The organism is Streptomyces sp. NPDC096132, assembly GCF_044763345.1.
GTDB lineage: Bacteria > Actinomycetota > Actinomycetes > Streptomycetales > Streptomycetaceae > Streptomyces.
Genome location: NZ_JBIWGA010000015.1, coordinates 67,382 through 82,224 on the forward strand (window position 1 = coordinate 67,382; position 14,843 = coordinate 82,224).

Genomic DNA, 14,843 nt, shown 5'->3' on the forward strand with positions numbered 1-14,843 from the left:
GCCGCCTGTGAACTCCTTTACCGACTCATCGATCCCTCCGCACCAAGTGTTCATACGTGGGGGACTGTTGCAGCGGGGAGTGTTGAAGCAGGCACTGTTAGAGCGGGTGCCGCATCCAGACATTCGGCTCGACGTACACCGCGTAGTCCCGGTCCGGCTCGCACCGCACCGGCACCAGCGCGCCGGGCACCTCGATGTCCCCCTGCGCGTCGAACGGCAGGCCGGTCCAGCGGCGCCACTCCGCCAGCGAGGCCGCCACCGTCATCGACGCCGGCGCCACGCGCTCGATGCTCGCCCCGGCCCGCACGTGCACCCGCAGCCACGGGTCGTACGGCAGCCCGTCCTCCCGCACCCGATGGGCGTACTCCTCGATCGGGGTGTGCGGTTCCCGGTGCTTGGCGTTCGGCCGGACGGGGGCGACGACCTCGCCGAACCCCTTCGCCCGGGCGTTGTCCCGCATCGCCGAGAGCATCAGCCCGGACAGGCCCAGGCCCTGGGCGTGCGGGGCGACCACGATCGAGATCGCGCTCACCGTGTCCGGCCGCGCCCCGCGCCGCTGATCGGCGAAGGCCCAGACGAGCACCTGGTCCCAGCCCCTGGCGGGCAACTCGCCCCGCCCCTCGGCACGCAGGACGAACGGCACGCTGTAGGCATGCGCGACGACCTCGCCCCGCTCGTCCTGCGCGAACAGCACATACTCGGGGAACTCGACGGGAATCCGCGGGTAGTGCGCGTTGCCCACGGCGTCCTGGGTCGTGAACTCCGCCCATGTATCCGGCATGCCCTCCACCGGTCCGAGCATCTCGGGGCGATCGGCGAGACAGGAGACCTTGAACTTCATGAGGTCACCGTAGGTGAGGAAACACGCAGGCAGGAACGGGTTTTCGGGGCGGGGAGGCCGGCCGGAGGCCGGGGCGCGGGCCCGGTGGGGCTCAGTTCGCGTGGAAGCGTTCCGGGGCCTTGGTCGGGTTGCCGCCCGTGGGGAGTTTCTGGTCGGGGCAGGAGGAGAGGATCTGCTCCATCGCGGACTTCTCCGCCGCCGTGACCCACAGGCCGTACTTCTTCTTCACCGCGACCTGCGCCGCGACATACACGCACCGGTAGGCCTTGTTGGGCGGCACCCAGGTCGCCGTGTCGCCGTCGCCCTTGGAACGGTTGGTGCTCGCGTCGACCGCCAGGAGGTTGAGGGGATCGTTGGCGAGGGCTATCCGCTTGCTGTCGTCCCAGTACTTGGCGCCCTTCTGCCAGGCGTCGGAGAGGGCGACGACATGGTCTATGTCGACCTTGCTCGCGCCGCGCCGGTAGGTCACCTCCTTGCCGGAGTACGGGTCCGACTCCAGCACCCCGTAGGACACCTTGCAGTCGCCGCCGGTGAACCTCACCTCCTCCAGATCCCGCTTGAGTATGTCGTCGCGGGTGTCACAGCCGTTGGAGTCCGTGTCCGCCCACGCGCTGCCGAACTCGTCCCGCTCGTAGCCGGTCTTGGGCGCGCGCCCCTTCACCGTGAGCGACTCGGCGGCCGCGAGCGCCGCTCCCCCGCTCGCCGTCGATCCCGACCCCGACCCTGATCCGGACCCCGAACCGGACCCGAGCCCGGTCTGGTCGGTGCAGCCGGCCACCGTCGCGGTGGCCATCGCGCACATCAGCATGGCGGCGGTCGCCGCCCCACCCCTCAGACGCATCTCGCGCGCCCCTCCCCTTGCCTGCCCGCTGCCACCCCGCACAGGGCGGTTTCCCCGGCGGATGCTGGTGCACACCGTACCGATGGGGCGTGTGGCGGCATCCGGGAGGTCCAGACCACCACGGTCCCAAGTGGGCATCCCTCACATCTCGGGAATATCGTCGGTGTTGAGTCACCTCCGGAAGGAGCTCTGGATGGGCATCTTCGACAGGTTCAGGCACAGCCGGGCGGCACAGGACAAGGCCAAGGGCATGTCCGACACCGCGGAGCGGAAGGTCAACGAGAGGACGGGCAACAAGTACGAGGGCCAGGTCGACGACGCCCAGCAGAGGATCGAGGGCCCGCTCGGCATGGACCGCGAACGGCCCGACCGGCCCGAGGGGCAGTAGCACGCTGCACCCGCCGTCACCACCGGAGAGACCACAAGGGGGAGGGGAGGGGGTGGGGGCCCACGCACCACATTGAATCCTCCCCTCCCTTAAGGGGAGGGGACTCCTGGCTCAGGCAGCCTCTGCGACATACCGGGCGACCATGCCGGGCGCGAAGCTGTAGAAGGCGGAGGTCACCGCCTTGCTGCCGACCGGGCCCAGGGGTGCGGCGCGGAACGGGAAGTAGCTCGACCAGCGGTCCTCGGCGGACAGGCCGAGCGCGGCGGCCTCCTCGAAGACCTCCGGCGCGTAGTACAGCACCGCGTGCAGTGGTTCCAGCAGGTGCCAGAGCCCGCGGGCCCGGGCCGGTTCCACCTGGGCCCTCACCTGGTTCTCGGACATGACGTTCCCCCTCGTCCTGTTCGGCATACGCCACAACTTGACAACGACAAGATTGCCCGAAGCGCCCCCAACTTGTCAATGGCTAGATTCGTCGTAGTCTGCTGTCCCATGAGCCCGTACCATCACGGCGATCTGCGCCGCGCCATCCTCACCGCCGCGCTCGACGTCATCGCCACCGACGGCCCCTCCGCCCTGAGCCTGCGCGACCTCGCCCGCCGCGCCGGCGTCTCGCACGCCGCACCCGCGCACCACTTCCGCGACCGCACCGGCCTGCTGACGGCGATCGCGGCGGAGGGGCACGGCCTGCTGGCCGAAGCGCTCGCCAGGGCGACGGACCTGCGGGACGCGGGCGTGCGCTACGTCCGCTTCGCCCGCCGGCACCCGGCCCACTTCCAGGTGATGTTCACGCCCGGACTACTGCACACCGACGACCTGGAGCTGACCACGGCCCAGGCCCTGTCCCGCACCGCCCTCACGGACGCCATCGCCGCCGCCACGCCCCCCGCACCCACCGCCGCCGCCACGCCCCCCGCACCCACCGGCGACGACACGGACGCCCGGCTGACCCGGATCGCCGTCTGGTCCCTGGCCCATGGCTTCGCCACGCTCCTGCTCGACCACAACCTCGACGGCCTGCTCGGCGACGACGATCCGGAAGAGGTGCTGCGCAGGCTGCCGATGTCGCTGTTCCCCTCCGGCTGAGCCGCCCGCGCGCACACGGAAGCCCTCCTACGACCCCAGCACCGACGCCAGGAACTCCCCCACCCAGCCCAGCAGTTCCCGCCCGACCAGCGGCTTGCCGCCGACCTTCGCGGTCTTCGGCCGGGGTACGAGGACCTGGTGGACGGCCGGCTTGATGACCGAGCCGGGGTACAGGCGCTTCAGGCGCAGCTCCTGCGACTCCCTCAACTCCACCGGCGCGAAACGGATGTTGGTGCCCTGCAGGACGATCTCACCGACGCCGCACGCGCGTGCCAGCATGCGCAGGCCCGCCACCAACAGCAGGTTCTCCACCGGCTCGGGCAGCTTGCCGTAGCGGTCGACGAGTTCCTCGCGTACGGCCTTGACGTCCTCCTCCGAGTTGGCGGAGGCGATGGCCCGGTAGGCCTGGAGACGCAGCCGCTCACCGGGGGCGTAGTCGTGCGGGACGTGCGCGTCGACGGGCAGCTCGATCTTGACCTCGAGCGGCGGCTCCTCCTCGATCTCGCCGGTCTCCAGCTGCCGCCGGTAGTCCGCGACGGCCTCGCCGACCATCCGGACGTACAGGTCGAAGCCGACGCCCGCGATGTGGCCCGACTGCTCGCCGCCGAGCAGGTTGCCCGCGCCGCGGATCTCCAGGTCCTTCATCGCCACGTACATGCCGGCGCCCATCTCGGTGTGCTGGGCGATCGTGGCGAGACGCTCGTGGGCGGTCTCCGTCAGGGGCTTCTCCGGCGGGTACAGGAAGTAGGCGTAGCCGCGCTCCCTTCCGCGTCCCACCCGGCCGCGCAGCTGGTGCAGCTGGGACAGGCCGAAGGTGTCGCCGCGCTCCACGATCAGGGTGTTGGCGTTGGAGATGTCGATGCCGGACTCGACGATGGTCGTGGACACCAGCACGTCGAACTTCTTCTCCCAGAAGTCGACGACGACCTGTTCGAGGGCCGACTCCGACATCTGGCCGTGGGCGGTGGCGATCCGCGCCTCGGGCACGAACTCGCGCAGACGGGCGGCCGCGCGGTCGATCGACTCGACCCGGTTGTGGATGTAGAAGACCTGGCCCTCGCGCAGCAGTTCGCGGCGGATGGCGGCGCCGATCTGCTTCTCCTCGTACGGGCCGACGAAGGTGAGCACCGGGTGGCGCTCCTCCGGCGGGGTGGTGATCGTCGACATCTCGCGGATGCCGGTGACCGCCATCTCCAGCGTGCGCGGGATCGGGGTCGCGGACATGGTCAGCACGTCGACGTTCGCGCGGAGCTTCTTCAGCTGCTCCTTGTGCTCGACGCCGAAGCGCTGCTCCTCGTCGACGATGACCAGACCGAGGTCCTTGAACCTGGTCTCCGAGGAGAACAGACGGTGGGTGCCGATGACGACGTCCACCGAGCCCTCGCGCAGGCCCTCCAGGACGGCCTTGGCCTCCGTGTCGGTCTGGAAGCGGGACAGGGCCCGCACGTTCACGGGGAACTGCGCGTAGCGCTCGCTGAACGTGCCGAAGTGCTGCTGGACGAGGAGCGTCGTCGGGACGAGCACGGCGACCTGCTTGCCGTCCTGGACGGCCTTGAAGGCGGCACGGACCGCGATCTCCGTCTTGCCGTAGCCGACGTCGCCGCAGATCAGACGGTCCATGGGGACCGTCTTCTCCATGTCGTCCTTGACCTCGGCGATGGTGGTCAGCTGGTCGGGGGTCTCCGCGTACGGGAAGGCGTCCTCCAGCTCGCGCTGCCACGGGGTGTCCGCGCCGAAGGCGTGCCCGGGGGCCGCCATCCGCGCGCTGTACAGCTTGATCAGGTCGGCGGCGATCTCCTTGACGGCCTTCTTCGCGCGCGCCTTCGTCTTCGTCCAGTCCGCCCCGCCGAGGCGGTGCAGGGTGGGTGCCTCGCCGCCGACGTACTTGGTGATCTGCTCCAGCTGGTCGGTGGGGATGTACAGGCGGTCGCCGGGCTGGCCGCGCTTGGCGGGGGCGTACTCGACGACCAGGTACTCGCGGGTGGCGCCCTGGACCGTGCGCTGCACCATCTCGATGTAGCGGCCCACGCCGTGCTGCTCGTGGACGATGTAGTCGCCCGCCTCCAGGGTGAGGGGGTCGATGGTCTTCCTGCGGCGCGCGGGCATGCGCGCGCCGTCCTTGCCGGCCGCCTTCTGGCCCGACAGGTCGGTCTCGGTGAGGACGGCGAGGCGCAGCGCCGGGTCGACGAAGCCGTAGTCGATCGAGCCGCACGACACGTGCACGAGGGAGGGGCTCAGCTCGGCCAGGTCGGCGTCGAGGCGCGCGGCGACGCCCTCGCCGCCGAGCACCTCGACCGTACGGGCCGCCGGGCCGTGGGCCTCGGTGACGAAGACGACGCGCCAGCCGTCGGCGAGCCAGCCCTTGGTGTCGGCGAGGGCCTTCGCGGTGTCGCCGCGGTAGGTCTCGGGCGCGCGCATGCCGAGCTGGAGGGTGTCGGCCTCCAGCTCCAGATCCGCGGCGAACGGCGACACCGACCACCACATCATGTCCAGCTCGCGGGCGCGGTCGCGGACGTCCGCGATGGACCACAGGGAGGCCGCGCCGACGTCGATGGGCGCCTCGCCGCCGCCGGCGGTGGCCGCCCAGGACGCCTGCAGGAACTCCTGGGACGTGGCCACGAGGTCCGCGGCACGCGTGCGTACCCGCTCCGGGTCGCACACGACGGCCATCGCGCCCTTCGGCAGTACGTCGATCAGCAGCTCCATGTCGTCGACGAGGACCGGCGCGAGGGACTCCATGCCCTCGACCGCGATCCCCTCGGCGATCTTGTTGAGCAGCTCGCCGAGCTCCGGGTGCTGTTCGGCGAGGGCACGCGCGCGTGAGCGGACGTCGTCCGTGAGGAGGAGTTCGCGGCAGGGCGGGGCCCACAGGCCGTGCTCGGCGACTTCGAGCGAGCGCTGGTCGGCGACCTTGAAGTAGCGGATCTCCTCGACGTCGTCGCCCCAGAACTCGACGCGCAGGGGGTGTTCCTCGGTGGGCGGGAACACGTCCAGGATGCCGCCGCGTACGGCGAACTCGCCGCGCTTCTCGACGAGCTCCACGCGCGCGTAGGCGGCCGCCGCAAGGGCTTCGACGGTCTCGTCGAGATCGGCCTGCTCGCCTGTCCTCAGGGCCACCGGTTCCAGGTCGCCGAGGCCCTTGACCTGGGGCTGCAGGACGGAGCGCACGGGGGCCACGACGACGGAGACCGGGCCCGTCTCGGGGTCGTCGGGGCGGGGGTGGGACAGGCGGCGCAGGACGGCGAGGCGGCGGCCGACGGTGTCGCTGCGGGGGCTGAGGCGCTCGTGCGGGAGCGTCTCCCAGGAGGGGTACTCGACGACGCCGTCCGGGGGGAGCAGGGAGCGCAGGGCGGCTGCCAGGTCCTCGGCCTCGCGGCCGGTGGCCGTGACCGCGAGGACCGGGCGACCGGTTTCGCGGGCCAGCGCGGCGATCGCGAAGGGGCGGGCCGCCGGGGGGCCGACCAGGTCGATGTGCATGCGGTTGCCGTCTGCGGCCGCGGGGATCGCTTCCGCGAGGGCGGTGTCCTTGACGACGGCGTCGAGCAGACCGTGCAGGCTCATGGAGGGGCTTTCCGTCCGAGGGGTCGGGGCTTCGGGGGTACGCGTGTACCCGGTCCGGGTGGGCAACGCGAAGGGCCCGACGCGTGTCACGGGCCGGGGGTGTCCAGAGTACGACGGGGCGCCGCCGTTCGCCGGGGGCTGTGGATAACCCCGGGGCCCATGAGACACCCCTGCCGAGCGCGGACCGGAACACGTGACCCCACGGATCGGCGCCGAGAAGCCCCCCGTGGCTTCTCGGCGCCGGGCCGTGGTCCCCCGTTCCCCTCGGGAAGGATCAGTCGGTCGCTATGGCGTTGAGGACGTTCATGCGGCCGGCACGGAAGGCGGGAATGAGGGCCGCGAAGAGGCCCACGAAGGCCGAGGCGATGAAGACGCCGGTGATGGTCGGCCAGGGGATGTCGAGGACGTTGAGGCCCTCGAGGGCGAGGAGCTGTTGGGCGGTGGCGCCCCAGCCCATGCCCAGTCCGAGGCCGAGGAGGGCGCCGAAGAGGGCGATGACGACCGACTCCATGCGGATCATGCGGCGCAGCTGGCGGCGGGAGAGGCCGATGGCCCGCATCAGGCCGATCTCGCGGGTGCGTTCCACCACCGACAGGGCCAGGGTGTTCACCACGCCCAGCACCGCCACCACGATCGCCAGCGCCAGGAGGCCGTAGATCAGGTTGAGGAGCTGGCCGATCTGGTCCTTCAGGGCCTGCTTGTAGTCGGTCTGGTCGCGGACGGTGTACTGCGGGTAGTCGTGCAGCGCGGACTTGAGCGACTTGTACGCCGCGTCCTGCTGTCCCTCCTTCGCCGAGGCGAAGACCAGCTGGTCGAGCGGGAGTTTGCCGGCCGGGACGTACTTCTTCAGCGTGTCGATGGACGTGTACATCGCGCCCTGGTCGATGACGACGTCGCTGCTGGTGATGGCGCGGACCGTCAGCCGGGCGGTCGAGCCGTCCTCGAAGGCCACGGAGACCTTGGAACCGAGGTGGATCCCGTGGTCCTTCGCGAACGTCTCGTGGACGGACATCGAGTCGGGCCGGTAGGCGTCCGCGAGCTTGCCGGCGACCGTCTCGGTGCGCAGGTCCGTCGCGTAGCTCGGGTCGGCCGCGGTGATCGCGGTGTCGTCGAGCGTCTTGCCGTCGGGAGTGGTGAAGTCGGCCTTGGTCCACTTGTACTCGGTGACCCGCTCCAGGCCCGGCGTGGACTTCACGGCCCGCACGGCCTGCGGGGTGATCAGCGCGCCGTTGTCGCTCTGGATGATGAAGTCGGTGCCGACGGTCTTGTCGAGCTGCTCGGTCGCGGAGGCGACCATGGACGAGCCGACCACCGACAGACAGGCGACCAGCGCGAGGCCGATCATCAGGGCGGCGCCCGTGGCGCCGGTGCGGCGCGGGTTGCGCAGGGCGTTGCGTTCCGCCATGCGGCCGACGGGGCCGAAGGCCCGCAGCAGGACCGCGCCCAGGACCCGGACGACCGCGCCCGCCAGCAGCGGGCCGATGACGACGAAGCCGATGAGGCTCAGCACCACGCCGAGGCCCAGCCACAGCGAGCCCTCGCTCGCCTTGTCGGCGGTGGACGCGAGGTAGAGACCGTAGCCACCGCCGGCGGTCAGCAGCAGACCCAGTACGGCGCGCACGGCACCCGCCTTGGCGTCGGCCGGGGCGCCCGCGTCGCGCAGGGCGGCCATCGGGGAGACCTTGCCGGCGCGGCGGGCGGGCAGGTAGGCCGCCAGGACGGTGACGACGACGCCGAGGACCATGCCGATCACCGGCGTCGTCCAGGCCACCGTCAGATCGTCGGTGGACAGGTTCATGCCGGTCATGCCCATGAGCTTCATCAGGCCGACCGCGAGGCCGACGCCCGCGCCGACGCCGAGGACGGAGCCGGTCACGCCCAGGAGCAGCGCCTCGGCCAGGACCGAGCGGTTGACCTGCTTGCGGGACGAACCGATGGCACGCATCAGGCCGATCTCGCGGGTGCGCTGGGCGACCAGCATCGAGAAGGTGTTGATGATCAGGAAGATGCCGACGAGGAAGGCGATCCCGGCGAAGCCGAGCATCGCGTACTTCATCACGTTCAGGAAGCCGCCGACGTCCTGCCGGTTGGCGTCGGCCGTCTCCTTCGCCGTCTGCACCTGGTAGCCGCCGGCGCCGAGCTGCGCCGTCACGTTCTTCTTCAGCTGCTCGTCGCTCACCCCGGCGGCCGCCGTGACGTTGACGTTCGTGTAGACGTTCGACTCGCCGACCAGGGTCTGCTGGGCCGTCCTCGTGTCGAGGTAGAAGATCGCCGCGCCGGGGTTGGTGACGGTGAAGGTGGCGATGCCGGAGATCTTCGCGGTGTGCGTGCCGACCGCGGTGATCACGCCGATCTCGTCGCCGAGCCTCAGGTGGTGCTTGTCGGCGGTGTCCGCGTCCACCATGACCTGGCCGGAGCCCTTCGGCGCCGCACCGGAGGTGATCTTCATGGTGCGGGCGTCGTTGGCGTTCCAGTTGCCGACGATCGTCGGCGCGCCGCTGGACGGGGAGAGGTTGTCCTTGTCGGCGTCGACGACGGTCACGGAGGTCGAGAAGACGGTCCCCTCCGCCGACTTCACGCCCCGCGCCTCGCGCACCTTGCCGAGCACGGAGGCCGGCATGACCGGCGGCTTGCCGTTCCCGGAGGTCGTCTCACCGGTGTCCGAGGCGCCCCTCGCGCTCACCGTGACGTCGGAGGAGGTGGCGGCGAACAGCTTGTCGAAGGTGGTGTTCATGGTGTCGGTGAACACGAGCGTGCCGCACACGAACGCCACCGACAGCAGGACCGCGACGGCCGAGAGGGCCATGCGTCCCTTGTGCGCGAAGAAGTTGCGCATCGAGGTCTTCATGACGGTCATGACGTACGCCCCCGCGCGTCGAAGTCCTTCATGCGGTCCAGGACGGTGTCCGCGGTCGGCTTGAACATCTCGTCGACGATCCGGCCGTCGGCGAGGTACAGCACCCGGTCCGCGTACGAGGCCGCCACCGGGTCGTGCGTGACCATCACGATCGTCTGGCCCAGTTCGTCCACCGAGCGGCGCAGGAAGCCCAGGACCTCGGCACCCGCGCGTGAGTCGAGGTTTCCGGTCGGCTCGTCACCGAAGATGATCTCGGGCCGGGCCGCCAGGGCGCGGGCCACGGCGACGCGCTGCTGCTGGCCGCCGGAGAGCTGGGTCGGGCGGTGCTTGAGCCGGCCCGCGAGGCCAACGGTCTCCACGACCCGGTCCAGCCACGCCTTGTCGGGCTTGCGGCCCGCGATGTCCATGGGCAGCGTGATGTTCTCGATCGCGTTCAGCGTCGGCAGCAGGTTGAACGCCTGGAAGATGAACCCGATCCGGTCCCGGCGCAGCTGGGTGAGCTTCTTGTCCTTCAGGCCGGTGATCTCGGTCTCGTCCAGGTAGATCTGACCGCTCGTCACCGTGTCGAGACCGGCGAGGCAGTGCATCAGCGTGGACTTGCCGGACCCCGAAGGGCCCATGATCGCGGTGAACTGGCCGCGGGCGATGTCCACGTCGACGTGGTCGAGCGCGACGACCCGGGTCTCGCCCGAGCCGTAGGCCTTGACGACCTGCCGCGCCCGTGCGGCGACGGCCGTACGCCCTCCAGTGCCCCCGTGCCTGGGAATGGTCACAGCCGAAGTCACGGTAAGTCTCCTATGTCGGAAGTGAGTGGGTCGCGCTCCGCCGCGGTGGATGAGTGGGGAGGAGCGCTACGTCGAAGAGTCTGGCGTCGGGAGAGGGTCCGGCGCGCTGGTGCCGGGACCCGTCTTCTCGGGGGGTTAACCCCACCCTCCGCTGCTGGGGCTGGCCACCCCCAACGGCGTAAAGCCAGGTTAAGAAGCCACCCGGGCCCGTCTCGTCCTCCGCCGGTACGAACCCTCCCCAAGACGTAGTACGGAGGTACCCCTAGGGGCACTCCACCGCCGGGTGGAGCGACTCTCGGGGTCGACTCCACCCTCCGGCCAGGCCAGGCTCCACCCTCACGTCGCGTGAAGGTCAAGGCCGCCCCTTGCGCGCGGACCAAGTGGGAAGCTGTCCCCGGCAGATAGGTGCAAGGGGCACGGGAACGCAAGGGGAGGGGCATCCGGTGGAGGAAGCGAGACCCGCGTCGACCGGGACCGGGACCAGGGCCGCGCGGGACACCGGGACGGGGAAGCGGGGCGCGGTCGTGGCCGCGCTGATGCTCTCCATGGCGCTGGCGGCCCTCGACTCCACCGTCGTCTCCACGGCCGTACCGCAGATCGTCGGCGATCTGGGCGGGTTCGCGGTGTTCTCCTGGCTGTTCTCCGGCTATCTGCTCGCCGTGACGGTCACCCTGCCGGTCTACGGCAAGCTCTCCGACACCTTCGGGCGCAAGCCGGTGCTGGTGGCCGGCGCCTCGCTGTTCCTGCTCGGCTCACTGCTGTGCGCGCTCGCCTGGAACATGGGGGCGCTGATCGCGTTCCGTGTCGTGCAGGGCTTGGGCGGCGGGGCACTGCAGGGCACGGTGCAGACGCTGGCCGCCGATCTGTATCCGCTGAAGGAGCGGCCGAAGATCCAGTCGAAGCTGTCCACGGTGTGGGCGGTGTCGGCGGTCGCGGGCCCCGGCCTGGGCGGGGTGCTCGCGGCGTACGCGGACTGGCGCTGGATCTTCCTTGTCAATCTACCCATCGGCGCGGTGGCGTTGTGGCTGATCGTCCGTCATCTGCACGAACCGCACAGGGAGACCCGACCGGAATCGTCGCCACGCGCGCGTACGGACCGGGAGGTGGGACCCGAATCGTCGCCACGCGCGCGTACGCACCGGGAGGTGGGACCCGAATCGTCGCCACGCGCGCGTACGCACCGGGAGGCGGGACCCGAATCGTCGCCACGCGCGCGTACGCACCGGGAGGCGGGACCCGAATCGTCCCCACGCGCGCGTGTGGACTGGGCGGGTGCGCTGGCCGTGTTCGCGTGCGGCGGGGTGCTGCTGACCGCGCTGGTGCAGGGCGGAGTGGCCTGGCCGTGGCTGTCGGGGCCGTCGCTCGGCCTGTTCGGTACGGGGCTGGCGCTGGCCGGGCTCGTCGTCGCCGTCGAACGCCGGGCGGCGGAGCCGATCATCCCCGGCTGGGTGTGGCGGCGCCGTACGATCGCGGCGGTCAACCTGGCGCTGGGCGCTCTGGGTCTGCTGATGGTGGCGCCGTCGGTGTTCCTGCCGACGTACGCCCAGTCGGTGCTGGGCCTGGGCCCGGTGGCCGCCGGTTTCGTCCTCTCCGTGTGGACGCTGAGCTGGCCGCTGTCCGCCGCCCTCAGCCAGCACGTCTACCGGCGCATCGGCTTCCGCGACACCGCGCTGCTCGGCATCGGCGCGGGGGCGCTGATCCTGCTGGCGTTCCCGTTCCTGCCGTATCCGGGCGCGGCCTGGCAGCCGACGCTGCTGATGCTGCTGCTCGGGGCGGCGCTGGGCCTGTTCCAGCTGCCGCTGATCGTGGGGGTGCAGTCGACGGTCGGCTGGTCGGAGCGCGGCACGACGACCGCGTCCGTGCTGTTCTGCCGGCAGACCGGGCAGACGATCGGGGCGTCGGTGTTCGGCGCGGTCGCCAACGGGGTGCTGGCCGCGCGCCTGGGCGGCGCGGGCGACCTGGACTCCGTCACCCGCGCACTCGACGCCGGTACGGCGCCCGAGTCCGTCCGGCACGCTGTCGCGAGCGCCGTGCACGCCGTGTATCTGGGCGCCGCCTGCGCCGCCGCGCTCGCCTTCCTGGTGCTGCTGTGCGTGGCGCCGCGGCGGTTCCCGGTCCTGGGGGACCAGGGCGAGCGACTGCCGGTGGAGGAGCGGGGTTAACGCGGGTAACACCGCAGGTCAGGCAGCACATCGCACAGTAAGCGCATACCGACCGACCAGTTTGGTGAAAAGGCTTCGCGTTCGCCGTACTCCCGAGTAACGTGCGTGGCTCGCACCCCCCACCTCCCTGCGGTCCGCCGCCACGGACCCGAGCCACGCAAGGAGCGGGATGTCCCACGACCCGTCACGTCCTTACCCGTACCAGCCGCCACCCGCGTCGCATCCGACGTACCCGTGGCAGCCGCCGACCGCGCCGCCCGCCCCACCGCGGCGGCGCCCCGACCACGCCCCCCTGGGGCACCACAGCGACCTGCGGATCCTGCGCGGCGCCTACCGCCGCCAGCGCCGCGTGGCCACGCTCACCGCGCTCGGCTACTTCGTCGTGTTCCTGGTCCTGTCCGCGTTCGCGCCGTCCCTGATGACGGCCGACGTCACCACCGGACTGCCCGCGGGGCTGCTCCTCGCCCTGCTCCAGCTCCCCGTCACCGGAGTGGCCGTCGCCGTCTACGAGCAGACGGCCCGGCGCCGGGTCGACCCGATCGCGGACCGCATCCGCCGTCAGTCGGAGGTCGACGCGAGGCGGGGTGCCACCCGATGAGCATCGAAAGCGCCGCCTCCCTCACCGAGTTCAACGGCGACGCACAGACCATGTCCCTCGTCGCCTTCACCGCCGTCGCCACCGTCACCCTGCTGCTGTGCGTGATGACCGGCCCCGACCGCGACGACCTCGACGAGTTCTACACCGGCTACCGCTCCCTGTCCCCGCTGCGCAACGGCCTGGCCATCGCCGGCGACTACATCTCCGCGGCCACCGTCCTCGGCACCGGCGGAGTCATCGCCCTGTGCGGCTACGACGGTGTCGTCCTCGCCCTCAGCACGGCCCTGTCGCTCATGCTGCTGATGTTCCTGCTGGCCGAACCCCTGCGCAACGCGGGCCGGTTCACCATGGGCGACGCCCTGGCCCGCCGGATGCCCGGCCGCGCCGTACGGATCACCGCCTGCGCCGTCACCCTCGCCGCGCTGCTGCCGATGATGCTGGTGCAGCTCGCGGGCACCGGACAGCTCCTCGCGTTCATCCTCGGCTTCTCCGGCGACGCCGTGAAGACCGGCTGCATCGTGATCATGGGCGCCCTGATGATCAGCTACGCGGCGATCGGCGGCATGAAGGGCACCGCCCTCATCCAGATCCTGAAGATCGTGACGCTGCTCGGCTCAGGAGCCGCCGTCGCGCTCGTCGTCCTCGGCCGCTTCGACTGGAACCCGGGCGCCCTGTTCGACGCGGCCGCCGAGGGCAGCGGCGTCGGCGACGCCTTCCTGAGCTCCGGCCTGGAGTTCGCCGGCGGACCGTACCCCCGCCTCGACATGATCACGTCCCAGCTGTCGGTGGTGCTGGGCGGCGCCTGCCTGCCGCACATCACCATGCGCATGTACACCGCCTCCAGCGCCCGCCAGGTACGCCGCTCACTGTCCTGGGCGGTGTCCTGCGTGGCCGTGTTCGTGCTGGTCATCACAGTCGTCGGGTTCGGTGCCACGGCTCTGATCGGCCGCGCGGTGATCGCCCAGGCGGACCCTCAGGGCAACACCGCCTATCTGCTGGGCTCGCGGGCCGCCTTCGGCGCGGACGTCTCCCTGGCGGAGACCCTGCTGTTCACGACCGTCACCACGGCGATCTTCCTGACCGTCCTCGCCTCGGTCGCCGGCATGATCCTCGCCTGCGCCAACTCCCTCGCCCACGACGTCTTCGCCGCACGCGCGCGTGAGACGTCCCCGCGCCGCGAGATGCTCCTGGCCCGCCTGTCCGCGCTGGCCGTCGGCGTGCCGACGATCCTGCTGGCCACCCAGGTCCAGCACCGCAGCCTGCAGCCCCTGGTCACGCTCTCCTTCTGCCTGGGCGCCTCGGCCCTGGCCCCCGCCCTCGTCTACAGCCTCTTCTGGCGCCGCTACACCCGGACGGGCCTGCTGTGCACCCTCATCGGCGGCACCCTGTCCGTCCTGCTCCTCATGCCGGGCACGAACCTGGTCTCCGGCTCGCCCGTCGCCGCCTTCCCCGAGGCCGACTTCAACTGGTTCCCCTTCACCACCACCGGCATCCTCACCGTCCCCCTCGGCTTCGCCTTCGGCTGGCTGGGCACCCTCGCCTCGGGCCGCCGCGGCGCCGAAGAACAACGCCACCAGTACGAGGCCGTGGAGGGATGGATCCTGGCAGGGGCGACACGGAAGGGGAACTGACGGCCACTTCGCCCAGCCGTTCGCCCCACCGCGGGCAACGGGCAGCGCCGGCGGTTCCCCGTGCGACAGGCGACGGCCGCCGACGCCCCTCCGCCG

10 protein-coding genes and 1 pseudogene are annotated in these 14,843 nt (G+C 71.2%); 5 read left to right on the top strand and 6 right to left on the bottom strand.

What is annotated here, in order from left to right; all coding sequences use genetic code 11:
• Positions 1-97 precede the first annotated feature (97 nt).
• Positions 98-841, bottom strand: coding sequence for an N-acetyltransferase (locus ACIRF9_RS31515; protein ID WP_403828937.1), 744 nt, complete (start codon positions 839-841; stop codon positions 98-100).
• A gap of 91 nt (positions 842-932) precedes the next feature.
• A complete protein-coding gene (locus ACIRF9_RS31520; RefSeq protein ID WP_403828940.1) occupies positions 933-1,682 on the bottom strand; it encodes an HNH endonuclease family protein in 750 nt (249 codons plus the stop codon).
• Between the two features lie 193 nt (positions 1,683-1,875).
• On the opposite strand from ACIRF9_RS31520, the gene ACIRF9_RS31525 reads away from it, so the two are divergent.
• Positions 1,876-2,070 carry an antitoxin gene (locus ACIRF9_RS31525; protein ID WP_403828943.1) on the top strand — a complete coding sequence of 65 codons (195 nt, stop codon included), beginning with the start codon at positions 1,876-1,878 and terminating at the stop codon, positions 2,068-2,070.
• A gap of 117 nt (positions 2,071-2,187) precedes the next feature.
• Here ACIRF9_RS31525 and ACIRF9_RS31530 read toward each other — a convergent pair.
• Positions 2,188-2,451, bottom strand: a pseudogene (locus tag ACIRF9_RS31530) (hypothetical protein); the annotation flags it as partial.
• A gap of 108 nt (positions 2,452-2,559) precedes the next feature.
• Between ACIRF9_RS31530 and ACIRF9_RS31535 the strand changes: the two are divergent.
• Positions 2,560-3,153 carry a TetR/AcrR family transcriptional regulator gene (locus ACIRF9_RS31535; RefSeq protein WP_403828946.1) on the top strand — a complete coding sequence of 198 codons (594 nt, stop codon included), beginning with the start codon at positions 2,560-2,562 and terminating at the stop codon, positions 3,151-3,153.
• A gap of 27 nt (positions 3,154-3,180) precedes the next feature.
• Here the strand turns inward: ACIRF9_RS31535 and mfd are convergent, their stop codons facing one another.
• From mfd to ACIRF9_RS31550, 3 genes are all read right to left on the bottom strand, one after another.
• On the bottom strand, positions 3,181-6,714 hold the full coding sequence (gene mfd / locus ACIRF9_RS31540; RefSeq protein ID WP_403828949.1) for a transcription-repair coupling factor: 3,534 nt from the start codon (positions 6,712-6,714) through the stop codon (positions 3,181-3,183).
• A gap of 274 nt (positions 6,715-6,988) precedes the next feature.
• Positions 6,989-9,571: an ABC transporter permease gene (locus ACIRF9_RS31545; RefSeq protein ID WP_403828951.1), complete on the bottom strand. Its 2,583-nt coding sequence runs from the start codon at positions 9,569-9,571 to the stop codon at positions 6,989-6,991.
• The gene (locus ACIRF9_RS31550; RefSeq protein WP_403828954.1) at positions 9,568-10,356 is read right to left on the bottom strand and encodes an ABC transporter ATP-binding protein; all 789 of its coding nucleotides are present in this window, start codon (positions 10,354-10,356) and stop codon (positions 9,568-9,570) included. The genes ACIRF9_RS31545 and ACIRF9_RS31550 overlap by 4 nt, the downstream gene beginning before the upstream one ends.
• A gap of 536 nt (positions 10,357-10,892) precedes the next feature.
• On the opposite strand from ACIRF9_RS31550, the gene ACIRF9_RS31555 reads away from it, so the two are divergent.
• From ACIRF9_RS31555 to ACIRF9_RS31565, 3 genes are all read left to right on the top strand, one after another.
• A complete protein-coding gene (locus ACIRF9_RS31555; RefSeq protein WP_403829439.1) occupies positions 10,893-12,518 on the top strand; it encodes an MFS transporter in 1,626 nt (541 codons plus the stop codon).
• Positions 12,519-12,687: 169 nt separating this feature from the next.
• Positions 12,688-13,116 carry a DUF485 domain-containing protein gene (locus ACIRF9_RS31560; RefSeq protein WP_403828956.1) on the top strand — a complete coding sequence of 143 codons (429 nt, stop codon included), beginning with the start codon at positions 12,688-12,690 and terminating at the stop codon, positions 13,114-13,116.
• On the top strand, positions 13,113-14,747 hold the full coding sequence (locus ACIRF9_RS31565) for a cation acetate symporter (RefSeq protein WP_403828958.1): 1,635 nt from the start codon (positions 13,113-13,115) through the stop codon (positions 14,745-14,747). Before ACIRF9_RS31560 ends, ACIRF9_RS31565 begins: the two co-directional genes overlap by 4 nt.
• Positions 14,748-14,843: the final 96 nt, after the last annotated feature.

Coding starts and splice junctions, on each gene's coding strand:
- ACIRF9_RS31515 (WP_403828937.1), bottom strand. CDS start 841: ATGAAGTTCAAGGTCTCCTGTCTCGCCGATCGCCCCGAGATGCTCGGA.
- ACIRF9_RS31520 (WP_403828940.1), bottom strand. CDS start 1,682: ATGCGTCTGAGGGGTGGGGCGGCGACCGCCGCCATGCTGATGTGCGCG.
- ACIRF9_RS31525 (WP_403828943.1), top strand. CDS start 1,876: ATGGGCATCTTCGACAGGTTCAGGCACAGCCGGGCGGCACAGGACAAG.
- ACIRF9_RS31535 (WP_403828946.1), top strand. CDS start 2,560: ATGAGCCCGTACCATCACGGCGATCTGCGCCGCGCCATCCTCACCGCC.
- mfd (WP_403828949.1), bottom strand. CDS start 6,714: ATGAGCCTGCACGGTCTGCTCGACGCCGTCGTCAAGGACACCGCCCTC.
- ACIRF9_RS31545 (WP_403828951.1), bottom strand. CDS start 9,571: ATGACCGTCATGAAGACCTCGATGCGCAACTTCTTCGCGCACAAGGGA.
- ACIRF9_RS31555 (WP_403829439.1), top strand. CDS start 10,893: ATGCTCTCCATGGCGCTGGCGGCCCTCGACTCCACCGTCGTCTCCACG.
- ACIRF9_RS31560 (WP_403828956.1), top strand. CDS start 12,688: ATGTCCCACGACCCGTCACGTCCTTACCCGTACCAGCCGCCACCCGCG.
- ACIRF9_RS31565 (WP_403828958.1), top strand. CDS start 13,113: ATGAGCATCGAAAGCGCCGCCTCCCTCACCGAGTTCAACGGCGACGCA.